Raw genomic sequence first — 15540 nt, 5'->3', positions numbered from 1 at the left:
GTGCCCGAGTGCCCGTATCCGCGCTCGCGCGCACATTGCCGTCGACAGGCCGAGCCCCCCAAAAGAACTCAAAGACCGAGGAACAGAAATGAACATGGAGCAGGTTGGCTCGATGGTGCCGTTGTTGCTGTTCATCGCGCTCGTTGCGGGCTGCGTATGGCTCACCCGCCGGTCGGCACGCCAGAGGGAGGTTCAAGGAGAGACGCTGTACGGAACCAAAGGCTGGCTCGGCTTCTTTCTTGTCACGGCGTTCGTCCTCACACCCCTGGTAGGCATCGGGACGCAGCTGAAGACCTTCGCAGACGTCGAGCTGCGCACCCCCGCGGTCCTGGAACTTGCGGGCTACGTGCCTTACAAGGCCTTCTGCTGGTGCCTGCTGCTGGGCGTCATCGTTTGGCAAGTCTGGATGGCCAATCGGCTTCGCACGAGGTACGAGCCGGAGAGCGTGGCGCATGCCAAGCTCTTTCTGGCCCTCAGTCCATTCGTCATGTATCTCGGCGACGTGGGTGCGGCCTGGGCGTTCCTGGACGTCAATGCAGCTGGCGAAGATGCCGGACGCACCGTGCGCGGCTTCATCTCCAGCTTCCTCTGGTTCCTGTATTTCACGAACTCCGAGCGGGTGAAGAACACGTACTTTGGCGCCGAGAAGAGCGCCGGTTCCGCCCCCTTTGAGCCTGGACGCCCGCGTGTAAGGAATTTGAAGGGGCTGGAGCAGCGCCGGGAGCCAGTGTTTACAGACGTTCCGGTGCCACTGGCGCCTGCGGCGGACCTCACCAGCTCCCCCGCCGAGGACGAGGGAGAGCAGGTCTGGTGGTATGCGGAAGGCGAGCACAGAAGCGGGCCCGTGTCGGCTGCGCAACTCGAGCAGCTCGTGCAGGCGGGCACCATCAGCTCGAACACGCTCGTCTGGTGCGAAGGGCGCCTGACCTGGAAGCCTCTGCAGCAGATTCCGGAACTGGTCGGCGAGAGAGCGGCGCCATCCGATGTCGAGCCGGACTTCGTCAGACTTGACAGGCTGCGCGAGCGCACCGCCGGCGCACCTCTGTGGACCTCCGCGGTCGTGCTCTCCGCAGTACTGGTGTGGTTCAGCCTGGCCTTCCACCTGCCCGAGCGAGCCTCCCTCGGCTACGCACTGGGGGTTGGAGTCGGCGCGCTGCTGATTCCAGTGGTGGTGGTCGCCATCTTCTCGCTCTGGACCGCTTACCCGAGCCAACGGAAAAACCTGCAGGTCTTTGTCGGGTGCTGCGCGGTGCTGCTCGCGACCTCGGGCGCGAGTTCGCTCTCGAACCGTGGCTACGTGGAGCGCTGGTTCAACAAGGACAACCTGAGCGCAGAAGACTTCAGGTCGCAGGCCAACAAGTGCGCGCAGTTGCGCGACTTGCGGTGCCAGGAATCGAGCTGGCGCGAATACGTGCGCCTTCGGCCGGAGGATTCCCTCGGCATCGCCCGCCTCGGGTTCGTGCTAAACCAACGCGACAAGCATGAAGAAGCCATCGTTCACCTGAAAAAGTCGATGGACCTCGGAGCGGGAGCGTATGACCTCTTTGCCTATTACGCGGACAGCCACGAGAAGCTTGGCCACACCGGCGACGCCATCGAATGGTCGTACAAGGCGCTGTCCGTGGCGCCAAGCCTCGTGGATGTCAGGGGTCGGCTGGCCAGCCTGCTGCTCAAGACCCATCGACCCTACGAAGCGCTGTCGCTGCTGCAGGCGTACGACAGCCAGCTGGAGGCCAAAGGCATGCGGCCTTACTTCGCGGCGCAACGGATTTCGATTGAGACGGCCATCGACAAGGCCGAGCCGGAGAAGAACGAGGAACGCATGGCGCTGCGCCTTCCCATGTATGCGGGTCACTTCTTCGCACCCGTGACGCTCGGTTCGGGCAAGCCGAAGCCCTTCATGGTCGATACCGGCGCAAGTCTCACCAGCCTGAGCGAAGCGATGCTGCGCGACTCCAAGGCGGTGTATCGGGTGGTCGACCCCAAAGTTCTGATGACCGTGGCCGACGGTCGCAAGGTCGCAGCCAAGGGGGTGGTGGTCGACTCCATGAAGGTGGGACCCTTCGAGCTGAAGAACGTACCAGCCGTCGTCTGCGCCGATTGCGTGTCGCTCCTGGGCCAAGCCAGCCTCACCAAGTTCGACATGCAGTCCGTACGCGCCCAGGGCGTCGACTTCCTGCTGCTGGCCCAGCGCGGCACGGTGCCGCCGCAACCCGCAAGCAGCCAAAAAACAACATCTTCTCAGCCGAGCGCGCAAGCGCAAACCCCATGACCCCTCAGCAAATCGTCGGTACCGCTTCGCGCCTTTTTGCCATCTGGCTGCTCATCACGGCATTCCAGGCTGTTGCCATCGGCGGCGCCTTGAAGGCTGGCAGCAGCGACCCCAGTGCCGTCTGGGTGCCTTACCTCATGGGCGGCTTTTATTTGTTGGCGGGCCTGCTGTGCTGGTTCTTCCCCATGGTCATTGCGCACAAGCTTGTCCCCAGGACGAAATACGACGACGTCCTGCGCGTTCCGGCTCAGCAGGCGTTGGTCGTGGCATGCGTGGTCCTGGGCCTGCTCGTCATTGCATTCAAGGCGCTCGCCCCCGTCATGGGCTATCTCTCGGTGTGCGCGCTGTGGATTGGCAGCGGCCAGCCGGTCTCGACCATGGACGCAGGCCGGCACATCGACGGATTCATCGGCTTCGCCCAACTGGCCCTTGGGCTCTTTCTTGTCCTGAAGGCTCAGGTGGTGGCAAAACGCCTGCTGGACGAACCGCAGGCGCCTGAACACGAGCTTCGCAGTGAGGTGAGCTAGGTTCGGCTGCAATCTTTAGAAGCCGGGTACATCCCTTCGACACCATGACCGATAAGATAGATATCAACTGCCCGCATCACGGGCAAGCGGCACTTGCTTCGGTGTGCGGGCATCTGATCCAGAATCACGGCGTTCCGTTAGGCTTCATTGAGAACAGTGATGACCCTGATGACAAGCAAGGCTGGTGCTACGCCTGCGAGCTGGTCTATCTGCAGGAAGAGGACAGGAGCGAGCGCTTCCGGGCCTTTACTCAACACACTGTCCTGTGCTCGCACTGCTACGACCAGGTCAAAGCCCATCATCAGTTCGAACCGCCCGGAACGGCGGCGGTCGGGACGGGAGATGGCACCTAACCCGGTCCGTGATTGCTAAGGTGTCGCCCAGAACCGGACATTCGGAGCGGCAGGCAGAATTCGGCCATCAGAGTTGACATTGGGGAAGTGATGGAGCTAGCGGCGAGTGCAGTGCGGGTCTCGCGATGGTTGCGGGAGTACCGCGCATCTTGCAGTATCGGACTGCTAGTCGTTGCTGGCTTGATGCTGATGCACCGAGCAGAAATGAGGGCTGCCGCCGAGAAGACTCTCACGGCGCGTGACGTAACGCTGAAGTACGTCGGCCCGATTGGAAAAGCAATCAGCAGGTCTGGTATCAATCATGGAACGACGAAGTTCGACGCCGGTCTGGGCATTGGAATCGCAAACGACATTGATCGTGACGAACTCCTGCTGAGACTCCGGCCCGTGCTATATCTTCCCTTTGCATCGATTCTCAGCGTCACACAAGAGCAAGCGGGCGCTGTTGAAGCCGCAGGTCCCAGAGTGCGGATAGGGCTGCATCTGGGTGAGGTCGTCACGTTGGAGAGCGCTGCTGGACCTGTTCTGTCGTATCAGGCATATGTCGAGGAGATCGAGCGACGTCGCGGCCGATGGTTGATCGGGGCCATCGTGGCAGCGGTAGTTTCAGTGGCTATCTATGTTGGGACGTCGCATGTACGCACACACGAGTAGTGCCGCAGTCGGCCAAGAGAAGCCCTTCGCTAGACAGGCAGAATTCGAGATTGCCACTGCCAAGCCAAGCCACTCAAATGCCTGAAGTACATCCTCGCGGCCAAGTGTTGGCCTTCGACCAATCTTTGAATACGTTCGTCGCACAGCCTGGATTGATGTTGCCGTGCACCAATATCGCTGAAATGCTTGAGCAGATTGAAGCAAGGACCGGCGCCTACATTGTGCCGCACGACCCGCCGAAATATTTTCGGTACCACCTGTCGCGTGACGACCCAACTTTTGTGCTTGTGGACATTCATGTCACCCGTGATGGAGAAGAAATATGCATCAAACAAGATATGTCGTTTCCGCTGTTTCCGAGCGACACGGTGATATTCGGCCGTCTTGCCTGCTGAGCAGTCGACGTGACGTCATCGCCATTTGAACTGTGGCCGTTCCGACGTGGCAACGTCGTGAGCTTTGGAAGCGCACCTAGACTTCCGTCGCCGGCCAAGAGCGGCCGGTCGCATTGCCGGTTCGGCTTCTATTTGGTAATGTGAACTTGTACAGTCTTCCGGTCCCCGAACCTTGCTGTACGCCGTGCGGCGAGAATCCGTGAGGCGCCCATACATCAACACTCATGCAAGCTGCGAGTCACTTCGTTCTTCGTCCCTTCGTCGAGAGCGACGCCGTTTCCTTTGCTGAGGCCGTTCGCGAGTCGGGTGCTACGGTGGGCAAGTGGATGTCTTGGGCACATGCCGGCTACACCGATTCCGATGCACTGTCTTGGTTTTCACATTGCGCGCAGGAACGCGCAAACGGAGCGAGTCACGAATTCGGGATCTTCGATGCCCAGTCAAGATGCTTTGTGGGTGGGTGTGGCTTGAACCAATTCAATGCCCTCAATGGGTTCTGCAATCTCGGCTACTGGGTTCGTGAGTCCTGGCATCGCCGGGGTGCCGCCTCCGCAGCCATTCAGACCCTATCTCGCGTGGCTTTTTCAGAGCTTCAGCTTGGTCGAGTTGAAATCGTCGTCGCGGCAGACAACGCCCCCAGCCTTGCGTTGGCGGCCAAGTCCGGGGCCTTGCGCGAATGCCTGGCTCGCAATCGTTTAAAGGTGCATGGGAAATTCACCGACGCCTACGTTTTCTCGCTTGTTCCCGAGTCTAGTGCCCAATCTCTGAGCCAAACCGGTGGTCCTATACCGACATGAAAACAATCTCTTGCGTCGGGGCATTGGCATTCAGTCGTTCATTGCCCTCAACCCACAAAAGATTGGAGTTTCATGGCTAATTGGAAAGGGCGACTCTCCGTCCTCGCCTTTGGTGCAGCCATCGCGGGGATCGGCTACCTGCTGTGGGCCAGCGGTGATCGGGTTGGTTTCTTGTTTGGGCTCATCGGTGGTGCTTGCATCGCTGTGAGCGCCATGCTGCCGAATAGCCTGTTTGAGAAGACCGTTAGCTTTGTCGGTCGATTCTGGTAAGGCTGCGCAATCGTGGATGCAACAGCTGTCATCGGCCAATTGCGGGCCTTCGAGGGGTGGCGCCGAAGGACAGTGAACATGTACAGAGGAGTGACGTGAACACGGCTGACGACGGCCAACTCGGGGCGGCGCGCAGAGCGGTCGTGGACGCCGCTCGGGGCCTCGCGGATGACACGGTACCCTTTATTGAGGGCGTCAGGCAATTGGCAGCGCTGAGCTTTGAAGTGTCACGGCTTGACCATGACCCGGACTTCACGTTGTTCGTCGCCGTTGCGAGTGAAGCGGACCACCTTCCGCCGCACGAGCTCCGCAGTCAATGTGCGCCGGCCTGGCTAGAACAGTGCGACCGCGAGGCGCGCGAGCTCGAGGCTCTTCACCGGAAGCAGGTTCGCGCTGCATGTGCGCGCCTCGTCGGCCGGTTTTCCTCATGAGCGTGGAGCCAGCCGGTGGGCAGAATGCGACCAGAGCCAGTCATTGTTCCCGCAAGCGAAGATCAGCGGATGGCGGACATTCAAGCCCTACGACTTCGGTGAATCAAATGAGCTCCGGCAGCAAACGCAATGTTGCCAACATACTGATTCTTTTGGGTGTAGCCCCGACTGTGCTTTGGCTTGGCCTCCTGGCGATCAGCGGTGTGCTGACACCGTGGGCCGCCGTCGGCGTCATCTGGATCGGCATTCCTCTATGTTTTCTGAGCCTGCTGATTTCCGGAAGCGCGTGGGTATGGGCGCATGATCTTGCAAAAGCTAATCCTGAAAAATGGCGCGGTGCTCACCGCGTTCCTGGATGGGTCGCGACCGCTGTCGCTGGTCTCGCAGTCGTAGCAGTGATTGCCATCAACGCTCAGGGCTCAAGGCCGCCCACCGAACTCCCATCTCGATCAGTGCAGCTGTCGGCAGAGGAAAATGCAGCGATCGAACGGCAGGCGAGATCAAAGATCGAAGAGTTGACCGGCAAGCCCGTTGCGACAACGCCGCCCGCTCGCTAGTGGCGGATCCGGCCATGAGCAAACCCTGAACATCGTCGTCAATCGTAGATGTCGTATTCGACAAGCAGGTCCTTCATGGCATCCTCGACGCCGTAGCCGATGTTCTGACTGATGCGACATACGGCTTCCAGTCGTTCCATGAGCAAGGGTCGCTGCTCATCCGGCAGTTTCGAAATGGCCTTCAACGCCTGCTCGAACATTCGCACCAACGCGTTGAAAAAGTCTTCGTCCTGCAGGCCAACTTCAACGCTGAAGCCTGATCCGCGCTCGCAGTAGAAGACCATCAACTCTGCGAGGCCCTCCGGTTGGCCAATTGCCTTCCTGTAATTCGCGATGGCCTTCTTGGCCTCGGCGACGGACACGGTCTGGTTCCGGAACATGTCGGGCCAAAGGCAGCGGCTGATGGTGATCTTGTACGGCTCCAGGATATCTTCGCCCAGCCCGAAACGGGCGTGAAGGAAAATCTGGATGCTCTTGTCGGCCGTGTACAGGTCATGCACCAGGCCGACCAGTCCATCGTGGTCGAAGTGGATCAGTCTGGCCTTGACGTCGCTCCAGGACGTGGATCTCTTGGTCTTGCTTGCTTTCATCTCTGTGCGTGTCGGAATTGAAGCCTGTACGACGCCTGGCGGGTGAGACCATGTTGCTGGCGAATGCCAAATTGCCAAAGTACCATCGTAAGGTCGAACTGCCGCCTTGCGGCGGCCGAGGCTAATCAGAGGCGGTGCCGTGCAAACGGTCCATCGTCGAACGGAAAGGGGCGATGCTATGGGGTATGACATGGTCAAGGTCGAAGAGGCGGTTCTGGCGTTGCTCGGCGTCTTTGAGTTCGACAACGGACGCGTATGGAAGCGATATGACTTCGCAACCATGGACGGGCTCCACGAAAAAGGGCTCATCACGGAGGCCCACGGCAGGCAGGAGTCGGTCTACCTGACGGACGAAGGGATGCGTCGTGCCAAGGAGCTCGCGGCCAAATGCTTCGGAACCAACGGGGCGGCGCCAGTGCGCCAGTAGCTGCGGCAGAATCCGGCCAACATCAGTCATTCGTGAGGGACGCCGAATCGCCTGTCTCTGGTACTCAGCGGCTCGTGTAGTGACGATTGGCCTGGAGCACACCTTTGTCGACCGCCTCGCTTTTTCTCGTTCAAGATGAACCCTCCACCAACTCATATACCCGGAAAGCCGTATCACTTCTTCTCTATCCCACTGATGATTCAGCCAAACCTGTGGGATGAGAAGTCCTCAGTAAGATTTCGCGGCCTGCAGTTTTCCGGGCTCTATATGATTCCTGTGCTGATCATGTCCGTCATTATCCCGCTCGTAGTGTTGTTCTCCGCCATGGACTTCAGCGAGATCGGAGCGCTCTTCGCTGCGGCCCCTTTCTGGATTCTTGCCGGCTACTTCCTACTAGCTCTCGCGGTCGGTGCGTTTGTTGGCCTCTATCACTATTTCGCTTTCTTGAAATTCACCGGTCACCAGCTAGATCATTGAGATCGACGGCTTGCGGCCACAATCAGCTGTTCGCAGCGGCTAGCAAAATTCGGCCTGGATCAGTCATCCCCTTTCGCTTCCCAACGAAGATGAGCCGCGTGATCATTTCTACAGCGCCATGTGACCCGCCCGTGTCGTTGGTGAGCGAAGTTCGGCGCATTACAAACCTCGGAGTTCTCGATGTGCGAGACCGCCTTCTCGCCGGGAAGCCCGTGTTCGACCAGGAGATTTTCTTCAATCGAACAGAAGACGTCTGTGCAAAAGCGCTTGCGCTGCTTTCGGCTCTGGAGTGTGCGGGGCATCAGCCTCTTGTCAGTGAGGCTGGTCGGCCAATCACTCCGCAGATTCTGCGAAACATCTTCCAGGCATCCGAGGAGGGGGCCGAGGAGCTTCGCTGGCTCGATGACTTGGGACATGTGTAGGCGAAGGCAGAATTCGGCCAAAAGCTGCCCTTCGCATCTATTGGTCGCCGCCCCAGAAGCCATGAAGAAGTTCAAACATCACGTGTACTTTGCCAAGCCGCGCCAGGAGCAGAGGCATCTGTTTCCGCACGTCTGCTTCTCGTGCCGTAAGTCCTTCAAGAAGCCAACGCGGGAGATTGCTCGGCTCTGCCCGCAGTGCCACGGACCGATGGTGATGCTGAGTCGGAAATTTTCGGCGCCCAGAATGACCGACGTTGAGCAGTGGCGCAAGGTCGAGTTCCTGGTCAGCCACAGGTTTCGCTTTCAATCCATCCACGAGCAGCCGAGTGGATCACTCGTGGACTACCCTGCGACCTTGGCCGAAGCTAAGCTGTTCGTCGAGCGACATGCCGGCCGAGTCCGATAGCTGTGACTAACTCTGAAATCGAAGACCTGTGGATCGAAGCTTGGTCGAAACTGATCGAAATAGTGGAAGACGAGGCGCGAACCATGCGTTGTCTTCTGCCCGACGGAAATGTCGTCGATGTCGAGCAGTGCAAGGGATGGCTTCAGGATTCCGTCTACGCTGAATTCAGCGTGAACATCGAGCGCGGCTGGGTGTTCGATCGCCGTGGGGTGATCGCCTCACGCCTTGCCAGGCAATGACGCATCGCGCAGAGGCACTTTCGGCCAGAACCAGACCTTCGCGACGCAGGCAGAATTCGCCCCGAGGACTAAACCGCTCGCGCGGTAGCCCGCCGCACAGTCCGTGATTTAACAAACATCGCGCCCCTGTCTATGTTGGGAACCGAGGCAATCGGCCTCGTTCTTCGACAGGAGCACGATCATGATCCCTTCCACACCGGCTGTTTCTGCGCTGCGCCAGCGCTTGCTCGACGACATGCGCATGCGCAAGCTCGGCCCCAAGACGCAATCCGCGTACGTTCGCGCTGTGCGTTACCTCGCGGGCTTCCTTCAGCGCTCCCCCGACACGGCCACCGCGGAGGATCTGCGGCGTTTCCAGTTGCACCTGGTCGACCGGGGCGTCTCGCCGATCACGCTCAACGCCACCATCACCGGCCTGAAGTTCTTCTTCGACGTCACGCTCCATCGCGGCGAACTGGTCGAGAGGATGAGCTACGTGCATGTGCCGCAGAAGCTGCCGGTGGTGCTCAGCCGCGACGAGGCCGCACGCCTGATCGCGGCGGCCTCCAACCTCAAGTACCACACGGCACTGTCCATCGCCTACGGCACTGGCCTGCGGGTCAGCGAGATCGTTGCGCTGAAGGTCGGCGACATCGACAGCCAGCGCATGACCCTGCGCGTCGAGCAGGGCAAGGGTCGCAAGGGATCGCTATGCGATGCTCTCGCCGGTTCTTCTGGAGCGGCTGCGGGCCTGGTGGCGATATGCCAATGCGATGGGCAAGATGCTGCCCAGCGGTTGGCTGTTCCCCGGGCAGAACCCGGTCGATCCCTTGACCGCGCGCCAGCTCAACCGGGCAGTTCATGACGCCGCCGCAGCGGCCAAGATCGACAAGCGCGTCACCATGCATACGCTGCGCCACAGCTTCGCCACGCACCTGCTGGAGCAGAAGGTGGACATCCGCGTGATCCAGGTGATGCTCGGCCACAAGAAGCTGGAGACCACGTCGGTCTACACGCACGTGGCCACCGAAGTCCTGCGCGAGGTCGTCAGCCCGCTGGAGAAGCTGTCCGCGTAGGCCCTCTTCATGGCGCACTGCGCCCTGGAAGTCGCCGACATTTTCCGCACCCACGGTCCTGGCTGGCGCAACGCGCAGCGTGGTCACCTGAGCCTGGGTCAACTCAAGGTCATGTCGGCCATCGAGCAGTGCCGCAGCGCGGCGCTGGGAGGCCACGTGTTGCGTTGCGAAGGCTGCGGGCAGGATCAGATCGCCTACAACTCGTGCCGCAACCGACATTGCCCGAAGTGCCAGGCCAGTGCGGCGCAGCGCTGGCTCCAGGCGCGCCAGGCCGATCTGCTGCCGGTGGACTACTACCACGTCGTCTTCACCTTGCCGGCGCCGATCAGTGCCATCGCCTACTACAACAAGGCCGATATCTACGCCTTGCTGTTCGATGCGGCCGCCGAGACCTTGTTGACCATCGCAGCCGATCCCAAGCACCTTGGCGCAAGCATCGGCGCGACCCTGGTGCTGCATACGTGGGGATCGGCACTGACGCACCACCCGCATGTGCACGGTATCGTGCCGGGCGGAGGTCTGTCGCCGGATGGCGGGCGCTGGATCGCCTGCAAGCCCGGCTTCTTCCTGTCCGTGCGGGTGCTGTCGCGCCTGTTCAGAAGGCGCTTCCTCGAAGCGCTCGGACAGCTGCATCGCGCGGGCCGACTGCGGTTCTTCGACGAGTTCGCCGCGCTGACCGACGCGCGCGCCTTTGCGGCCTGGCTCGCGCCGCTGCGCACGTGCGAATGGGTCGTCTACGCCAAACGACCGTTCGCCGGACCCGAAGCGGTGCTGGCCTACCTGTCCCGCTACACGCACCGCGTCGCCATCTCCAACAGCCGGCTTGTTGCCATGGACGAGCAAGGCGTCACCTTCCGTTGGAAGGACTATCGGGCCAAGGGGCGCACTCGGCGCAAGACGATGACGCTCGATGCCGATGAGTTCATGCGCCGCTTCGTGCTGCATGTCCTGCCGGGCGGCTTCCACCGCATCCGACACTACGGGCTTCTGGCCAACGGCAATCGCACGGCCAACCTGGCGCGCATCCGCGAACTACTGGGGCAAGAGGCTGACGCCGTCGCGCAGATCGCGAGCCTGGATGCTGAGCCTTGCCGTTCTCCACCGACCTTCGTCTGCATGCACTGCGGCGCTGCGATGATCGTCTTGCTGACGTTGGCGCGCGGGCAGCCGATCCGTGCGCCGCCACCACAGGTCCGGGCACCATGACGACGCCGCTGCTCAGCCAACCTTCGACCCTTCTTGCTATCGGGCCGATGAGAGGAAGTCTGGTCTTCGAGTCCGGTGATGCCCTTCGTCGACCGTCCTGGCGTCAGGCGACCCAAACAACGGCTTTGATTTGCTGCGCTTCGGCAACGCCATTGGAGGCGTCCCTCGGGCTCAGCATCGGCGCCAGCTCGGGCCACGCGTTCCGAATCGCCATAGGCCGGTAGCCTTCCCCGTCCGCAGCAGCGCATTCCGCGGTTTCCTCCTTAGAGGCTTGTCCAACACCTGCCCTCAGGCCGTTGTCGTGCGCGGGCTCGTGGTGTTGCACGGGCAGGTGTCGGACAACCCTTAACCTAAGCTGACGTTCACGAAGGAAAGCATGGGCGAATTTGTAGTGACCTCGGAACGCGAGGCGAAGCTTCGGTTCCACTCTCGTCGGGATCAACGACAAGGAAGCCTCGTTAGCTACGATGTGACCCTTGAGGGTCATCGGTTCAGTGCGACGGCGCGAGTTGGCAACTCGGAGCTCGGAACGTCACCCGTGGTGCTATTCAATGAGATGGTTGCCGAACCGTCTGGCTGGGAAGGTGAGAAATCTTGGGCTGCCCTGGACGGGGAGATGAGCATGGTGGCAATTACCGATTCGCTTGGGCACGTGAATCTTGAAGTCAATCTGGACCCGAGAGACGGACCTCCCGAGTGGTAGGTTCGTCTAACGATGGTCCCTGAGGTGGGAAGCCTGGAGCAACTCGCCGCGGAGGCAGGAGCATTCTTCGGCCAACAAGAAGTCCGGCGATAGGGCTGCACCCGGCCACAAGCGGGTGCTCACGACCGTCTGGTCCGGGCGTGCGCATCTTCGGCCCGCACCCATTGCGGTGGAACTCGGACTTCATTGAAGTCCCGTGTCGGGCGCCACGAAGCAGGTGCCACAAAGGGCAGTGGCGACACGCGCTCGGAGCGAGACCGGATTCAGGTTCGACCGATGCGACTGCCATGTGATGCTCCCATTCAGCCCAGTGCAGCCCCCCGGGTTCGCCCCGGCGTCGCGCCTGCGCCTTGCGCTACGGCTTGGCGAAGAAGGAGATCGACCGCCTGTTGCACCACGCGGTGGCTCGCCAGACCTGCCCGTCGTACGACTCAACGTGGCGTGGAAGCCGCGGCCGTAGCGCGATTCAGGTCGGGCGCGCCGACAACCCTTCGATCCGCCGAGTCAGGGCGTGCACCGCGTCGGTCAGCGCCAGCAGTTCGCGTTCCTTCAGGAGGTCGATCTTCTCGTGCAGCAGTTCGATCTCCAACTCCGCCTTGACATTGATTTCGTAGTCGGTTTCCGCGTGGCGCCGGTCCTGCTCGGACTGCCGGTTCTGGCTCATCATGATTGCCGGCGCGGTGTAGGCCGCCTGGAACGACAGGAGCAGGTTCAGAAGAATGAACGGATACGGGTCCCAAGCGCCGTTCCCGGTCATCGCGTTGCCGACGATCCACAGCACGATGGCCGTGCTCTGGAAGATGATGAAGCGCCACGACCCTACGGTCGCCGCCACCGCGTCGGCCAGGCGTTGACTGCGAGTCGGTTCGCCTGCAAGGAAATGCTCGGGAGCCGTCGGCGGCTTGGCCGATCTGGCTTGCCGATGGGCGCGTCGCTGCTTGCGAAGTGACTCCAGCCGAAGCCGATCTTCGGCCGCCAGGGTCGTCGCATTTGGGGTGAGGTGTTTGTCGTTCATACGGGCTCCGATGGTGAAGTCAGGGGCGATGTCGATGGCCCGCGTCCGCCAAACGCCGCAAGCCCGGTTGCATCATGGGGCAGACAGCACGTGGATGTTTGAAGACACCGAGAAGCGTTGCACTCGTGCCCACGCCAGCGCATTCCTAGCGGCAGCTGGGTGCGCCGGCGCGCGGCTTGCGAGGAGCATCAAACCGTCGATCGAAATCGACTGGACGTTGACTCCTTGACCCGCCGAGTTCCACCGACAGCTCTGCGGCGCCAAATCTGGACGAGCGATCGTCTGCGATGGGCCCAAAGCTCCGAGGCCGCGACGCTTAGGCTGGCAGAGAATGTGATTTCGGACCGGTTCAAAATGTGCGTCACGGCCCTGATTCATTGATCACTCGCGCGGGCCCCACCGCCATTCATGGATGGAGATGCTGAAATGCCCAAAGATCACAAGACGATCCTCGCGACTGCCAACGCCGCCATCATGGATGGCGACTTCGAAGGGTTCTTGAAGTTCTGCACCGAAGACACCGTCTGGAACTTCGTGGGTGACACAATCCTGCGAGGCAAGGAGGCCGTTCGCGAGTGGATGGTCGTCGCGTACAAAGAGCCGCCCCGTTTCCAGGTTCACCACATGATCGGCGACGGCGACTTCGTTGCCGCACTCGGCGAGATCACGTTGACGGACGAGGAGGGGAACACACAGCCTCATGCGTACTGCGATGTCTGGCGATTCCGTGACGGCAAGATGGCCGAACTGCAGGCTTTCGTCGTCCTTGCCTCGTAAAGACGGCGGGAGTTGGAGGAGGCGCTTGTCGGCTTAGGTCCGTCCACGATGGCAGCGTGGGCGGCTACAGTCGGCCGAGGCTGTGTGAAAAGACTTCCAGTCCCGCCCATCAAAAAATAAAATCGATGCACCGTTCCAAGCGAGGTGCCCATGAAGCGATTCATCGAAGGCGAAGACCGACAGCAGGTCGCGCTGTTGCCGGAATGTCTTGATGACTATATCGGCGAAGACAACCCGGTGCGAGTCGTCGACGCCTTCGTCGAGGAACTTGATCTTCAGGCACTCGGCTTCAAAGGCGCGGACCCAGCTGCTACCGGTCGGCCTGCGTACCACCCGGCGGTGCTTCTCAAGCTCTACATCTACGGCTACCTGAACCGCATCCAGTCCAGCCGGCGTCTGGAGCGCGAGGCCCAGCGCAACGTCGAACTGATGTGGCTCACTGGCCGCCTTGCCCCGGACTTCAAGACCATTGCCGACTTCCGTCACGACAACGGCGCGGGCATCCGCAACGTCTGCAAGCGCTTCGTGGGCATGTGCCGGGAGCTCAAGCTGTTCACGCAGGCCATCGTGGCCATCGATGGCAGCAAGTTCAAGGCCGTCAACAGCCGCGACCGCAATGTCACCCCCGCCAAGATCGATGCGCGCCAGCGCCAGATCGAACAGAGCATCCAGCGCTACCTCGACGTGCTGGAGACGGCGGATCGCACACAGCCTGCTGAAGTGGAAGCGAAGACCGAACGCCTGCAGGACAAGATCCGAACCCTGCGCGCGCAGATGCGCCAGCTCGACGAGACCCAGGAGCAATTGAAGAAGCTGCCCGACGGGCAGATCTCCACCACCGACCCCGATGCCCGTTCGATGAACTCGCAGGCCAAGGGCTCGGGCCTGGTGGGCTACAACGTGCAGACGGCGGTCGATGCCAAGCACCATCTCATCGTGGCACACGAGGTGACGAACATCGGCAACGACCGGGCCCAGTTGAGCAAGATGGCCAAGGCGGCACGTGAGGCGATGGACACGAAGAAGCTGCAGGCCTTCGCCGACCGTGGCTACTTCAACGGCACCGAGCTCAAGGCCTGCGAGGACGCGGGCATCACGGCCTTCGTGCCCAAGCCCATGACCTCGGGCGCCAAGGCTGCGGGTCGCTTCGACAAGAGCGACTTCATCTACATCGCGAAGGACGATGAGTACCAGTGCCCTGCGGGCGAGCAGGCCATTTACCGGTTCAGCACGCTGGAGAAGAACGGGCTCAACGCGCATGTCTACTGGACCAGCGCCTGCCCCACATGCGCGATCAAAGACCAATGCACGACAGGCGACTTCCGACGCATCCGCCGATGGGAACATGAAGAAGTACTCGAGCGTGTGCAGCAGCGCCTGGACAAGAAGCCCAAGGCCATGACCTTGCGACGGCGCACCGTGGAGCATGTCTTCGGGACGTTGAAGCACTGGATGGGCTCGACGCACTTCCTGACGAAGACGCTGGCGCATGTGGGCACCGAGATGAGCCTGCATGTGCTGGCTTACAACCTCAAGCGAGTGATCGCCATCCTGGGAATGAGAAGAATGATGAAGGCGGTGCGGCTGGTGGGGCCATGAGCCTCTTTACGGCGCTTCAACGGGTGCAGAGGGCCGCTGGGCTTCAAATCCATTCGTGCCCGTCTACGACGACTGGATGGCCTGCGAGGCTGGCGGTTGCCCTCGTGACGCGGATGCTCGGCATACTGGAGCGCCGAGAGCGTTTCCACACAACCTCGGCCAAGAGCGGACCTCTGTCGCAGCGGCGAAGATCCGAGTAGCTCCATTCATCTTGGACGATCGTAATTCGGCTATGTGTGAACGCGAACCGCGACAGTTAAACGTACAACAGCAAAACGCCAGCGTCGAGCGTTCGCTGCGCGCAGAAGCAAGCTATTGGAGGCGGCACGGCGTGCCGCCGGCGTTGGCTAGTGTGGGAGTTGAGCGGG

At 61.2% G+C, this 15540-nt stretch carries 20 protein-coding genes and 1 pseudogene; 19 read left to right on the top strand and 2 right to left on the bottom strand.

From position 1 onward, the window contains the following. The first annotated feature begins 88 nt into the window (after positions 1 to 88). From ACAM58_RS22405 to ACAM58_RS22365, 9 genes are all read left to right on the top strand, one after another. A complete protein-coding gene (locus tag ACAM58_RS22405) occupies positions 89 to 2272 on the top strand; it encodes a GYF domain-containing protein (RefSeq protein ID WP_015867281.1) in 2184 nt (727 codons plus the stop codon). Continuing rightward, the gene (locus tag ACAM58_RS22400) at positions 2269 to 2799 is read left to right on the top strand and encodes a hypothetical protein (RefSeq protein ID WP_015867280.1); all 531 of its coding nucleotides are present in this window, start codon (positions 2269 to 2271) and stop codon (positions 2797 to 2799) included. Before ACAM58_RS22405 ends, ACAM58_RS22400 begins: the two co-directional genes overlap by 4 nt. Before the next feature lie 44 nt (positions 2800 to 2843). Then, positions 2844 to 3152 carry a hypothetical protein gene (locus ACAM58_RS22395; protein ID WP_015867279.1) on the top strand — a complete coding sequence of 103 codons (309 nt, stop codon included), beginning with the start codon at positions 2844 to 2846 and terminating at the stop codon, positions 3150 to 3152. Between the two features lie 204 nt (positions 3153 to 3356). Next, entirely contained in the window at positions 3357 to 3806 is a 450-nt protein-coding gene (locus ACAM58_RS22390) for a hypothetical protein (protein ID WP_155247921.1), read from the top strand. A gap of 77 nt (positions 3807 to 3883) precedes the next feature. Continuing rightward, positions 3884 to 4201: a hypothetical protein gene (locus ACAM58_RS22385; protein ID WP_155247920.1), complete on the top strand. Its 318-nt coding sequence runs from the start codon at positions 3884 to 3886 to the stop codon at positions 4199 to 4201. 224 nt (positions 4202 to 4425) lie between these two features. After that, positions 4426 to 4998: a GNAT family N-acetyltransferase gene (locus tag ACAM58_RS22380; RefSeq protein ID WP_015867278.1), complete on the top strand. Its 573-nt coding sequence runs from the start codon at positions 4426 to 4428 to the stop codon at positions 4996 to 4998. Between the two features lie 72 nt (positions 4999 to 5070). After that, complete coding sequence (locus tag ACAM58_RS22375) at positions 5071 to 5268, top strand: hypothetical protein (protein ID WP_018907260.1); 198 nt, start codon at positions 5071 to 5073, stop codon at positions 5266 to 5268. A gap of 95 nt (positions 5269 to 5363) precedes the next feature. Beyond that, positions 5364 to 5699 (top strand): DUF2489 domain-containing protein, encoded by a 336-nt coding sequence (locus ACAM58_RS22370; RefSeq protein ID WP_018907259.1) that lies wholly within the window; start codon positions 5364 to 5366, stop codon positions 5697 to 5699. A gap of 107 nt (positions 5700 to 5806) precedes the next feature. After that, positions 5807 to 6256: a hypothetical protein gene (locus ACAM58_RS22365; RefSeq protein ID WP_150106811.1), complete on the top strand. Its 450-nt coding sequence runs from the start codon at positions 5807 to 5809 to the stop codon at positions 6254 to 6256. Between the two features lie 38 nt (positions 6257 to 6294). Here the strand turns inward: ACAM58_RS22365 and ACAM58_RS22360 are convergent, their stop codons facing one another. Further along, positions 6295 to 6846: a hypothetical protein gene (locus ACAM58_RS22360; RefSeq protein ID WP_015867276.1), complete on the bottom strand. Its 552-nt coding sequence runs from the start codon at positions 6844 to 6846 to the stop codon at positions 6295 to 6297. A gap of 190 nt (positions 6847 to 7036) precedes the next feature. Between ACAM58_RS22360 and ACAM58_RS22355 the strand changes: the two genes are divergently transcribed. The 8 genes and pseudogenes from ACAM58_RS22355 to ACAM58_RS22320 all read left to right on the top strand — a co-directional run bounded on the left by ACAM58_RS22355 (position 7037) and on the right by ACAM58_RS22320 (position 11781). After that, on the top strand, positions 7037 to 7273 hold the full coding sequence (locus tag ACAM58_RS22355; RefSeq protein WP_230537982.1) for a DUF6429 family protein: 237 nt from the start codon (positions 7037 to 7039) through the stop codon (positions 7271 to 7273). Positions 7274 to 7468: 195 nt separating this feature from the next. Continuing rightward, complete coding sequence (locus ACAM58_RS22350; protein WP_015867274.1) at positions 7469 to 7750, top strand: hypothetical protein; 282 nt, start codon at positions 7469 to 7471, stop codon at positions 7748 to 7750. 89 nt (positions 7751 to 7839) lie between these two features. Continuing rightward, a complete protein-coding gene (locus ACAM58_RS22345; protein WP_018907256.1) occupies positions 7840 to 8172 on the top strand; it encodes a hypothetical protein in 333 nt (110 codons plus the stop codon). Between the two features lie 61 nt (positions 8173 to 8233). Next, positions 8234 to 8578 carry a hypothetical protein gene (locus ACAM58_RS22340; protein ID WP_150106810.1) on the top strand — a complete coding sequence of 115 codons (345 nt, stop codon included), beginning with the start codon at positions 8234 to 8236 and terminating at the stop codon, positions 8576 to 8578. A gap of 2 nt (positions 8579 to 8580) precedes the next feature. After that, the gene (locus ACAM58_RS22335; RefSeq protein WP_038108222.1) at positions 8581 to 8817 is read left to right on the top strand and encodes a hypothetical protein; all 237 of its coding nucleotides are present in this window, start codon (positions 8581 to 8583) and stop codon (positions 8815 to 8817) included. A 181-nt stretch (positions 8818 to 8998) separates the two neighbouring features. Continuing rightward, positions 8999 to 9872, top strand: a pseudogene (locus ACAM58_RS22330) (tyrosine-type recombinase/integrase). A gap of 9 nt (positions 9873 to 9881) precedes the next feature. Next, positions 9882 to 11078 (top strand): IS91 family transposase, encoded by a 1197-nt coding sequence (locus ACAM58_RS22325; protein WP_369663559.1) that lies wholly within the window; start codon positions 9882 to 9884, stop codon positions 11076 to 11078. Between the two features lie 376 nt (positions 11079 to 11454). Continuing rightward, complete coding sequence (locus ACAM58_RS22320) at positions 11455 to 11781, top strand: DUF6228 family protein (RefSeq protein WP_369663558.1); 327 nt, start codon at positions 11455 to 11457, stop codon at positions 11779 to 11781. A 466-nt stretch (positions 11782 to 12247) separates the two neighbouring features. Here ACAM58_RS22320 and ACAM58_RS22315 read toward each other — a convergent pair whose 3' ends face one another. Continuing rightward, positions 12248 to 12796, bottom strand: coding sequence for a DUF1003 domain-containing protein (locus ACAM58_RS22315; RefSeq protein ID WP_015867270.1), 549 nt, complete (start codon positions 12794 to 12796; stop codon positions 12248 to 12250). 426 nt (positions 12797 to 13222) lie between these two features. Here ACAM58_RS22315 and ACAM58_RS22310 point away from each other — a divergent pair, with 426 nt between their 5' ends. Then, positions 13223 to 13573, top strand: a complete 351-nt coding sequence (locus ACAM58_RS22310; RefSeq protein WP_015867269.1) for a nuclear transport factor 2 family protein — start codon at positions 13223 to 13225, stop codon at positions 13571 to 13573. Positions 13574 to 13723: 150 nt separating this feature from the next. Next, the gene (locus ACAM58_RS22305) at positions 13724 to 15172 is read left to right on the top strand and encodes an IS1182 family transposase (RefSeq protein ID WP_015867268.1); all 1449 of its coding nucleotides are present in this window, start codon (positions 13724 to 13726) and stop codon (positions 15170 to 15172) included. The last annotated feature ends 368 nt before the right edge of the window (positions 15173 to 15540 follow it).

Source organism: Variovorax sp. V116 (assembly GCF_041154435.1).
Lineage (GTDB): Bacteria > Pseudomonadota > Gammaproteobacteria > Burkholderiales > Burkholderiaceae_C > Variovorax > Variovorax paradoxus.
This window is presented reverse-complemented; position numbering and strand designations above follow the sequence as displayed.

What these genes read in the sequence shown, in the direction of transcription:
- ACAM58_RS22405 (WP_015867281.1), top strand. Translation starts at nt 89, where the DNA reads ATGAACATGGAGCAGGTTGGCTCGATGGTGCCGTTGTTGCTGTTCATC.
- ACAM58_RS22400 (WP_015867280.1), top strand. Translation starts at nt 2,269, where the DNA reads ATGACCCCTCAGCAAATCGTCGGTACCGCTTCGCGCCTTTTTGCCATC.
- ACAM58_RS22395 (WP_015867279.1), top strand. Translation starts at nt 2,844, where the DNA reads ATGACCGATAAGATAGATATCAACTGCCCGCATCACGGGCAAGCGGCA.
- ACAM58_RS22390 (WP_155247921.1), top strand. Translation starts at nt 3,357, where the DNA reads ATGAGGGCTGCCGCCGAGAAGACTCTCACGGCGCGTGACGTAACGCTG.
- ACAM58_RS22385 (WP_155247920.1), top strand. Translation starts at nt 3,884, where the DNA reads ATGCCTGAAGTACATCCTCGCGGCCAAGTGTTGGCCTTCGACCAATCT.
- ACAM58_RS22380 (WP_015867278.1), top strand. Translation starts at nt 4,426, where the DNA reads ATGCAAGCTGCGAGTCACTTCGTTCTTCGTCCCTTCGTCGAGAGCGAC.
- ACAM58_RS22375 (WP_018907260.1), top strand. Translation starts at nt 5,071, where the DNA reads ATGGCTAATTGGAAAGGGCGACTCTCCGTCCTCGCCTTTGGTGCAGCC.
- ACAM58_RS22365 (WP_150106811.1), top strand. Translation starts at nt 5,807, where the DNA reads ATGAGCTCCGGCAGCAAACGCAATGTTGCCAACATACTGATTCTTTTG.
- ACAM58_RS22360 (WP_015867276.1), bottom strand. Translation starts at nt 6,846, where the DNA reads ATGAAAGCAAGCAAGACCAAGAGATCCACGTCCTGGAGCGACGTCAAG.
- ACAM58_RS22355 (WP_230537982.1), top strand. Translation starts at nt 7,037, where the DNA reads ATGGTCAAGGTCGAAGAGGCGGTTCTGGCGTTGCTCGGCGTCTTTGAG.
- ACAM58_RS22350 (WP_015867274.1), top strand. Translation starts at nt 7,469, where the DNA reads ATGATTCAGCCAAACCTGTGGGATGAGAAGTCCTCAGTAAGATTTCGC.
- ACAM58_RS22345 (WP_018907256.1), top strand. Translation starts at nt 7,840, where the DNA reads ATGAGCCGCGTGATCATTTCTACAGCGCCATGTGACCCGCCCGTGTCG.
- ACAM58_RS22340 (WP_150106810.1), top strand. Translation starts at nt 8,234, where the DNA reads ATGAAGAAGTTCAAACATCACGTGTACTTTGCCAAGCCGCGCCAGGAG.
- ACAM58_RS22325 (WP_369663559.1), top strand. Translation starts at nt 9,882, where the DNA reads ATGGCGCACTGCGCCCTGGAAGTCGCCGACATTTTCCGCACCCACGGT.
- ACAM58_RS22320 (WP_369663558.1), top strand. Translation starts at nt 11,455, where the DNA reads ATGGGCGAATTTGTAGTGACCTCGGAACGCGAGGCGAAGCTTCGGTTC.
- ACAM58_RS22315 (WP_015867270.1), bottom strand. Translation starts at nt 12,796, where the DNA reads ATGAACGACAAACACCTCACCCCAAATGCGACGACCCTGGCGGCCGAA.
- ACAM58_RS22310 (WP_015867269.1), top strand. Translation starts at nt 13,223, where the DNA reads ATGCCCAAAGATCACAAGACGATCCTCGCGACTGCCAACGCCGCCATC.
- ACAM58_RS22305 (WP_015867268.1), top strand. Translation starts at nt 13,724, where the DNA reads ATGAAGCGATTCATCGAAGGCGAAGACCGACAGCAGGTCGCGCTGTTG.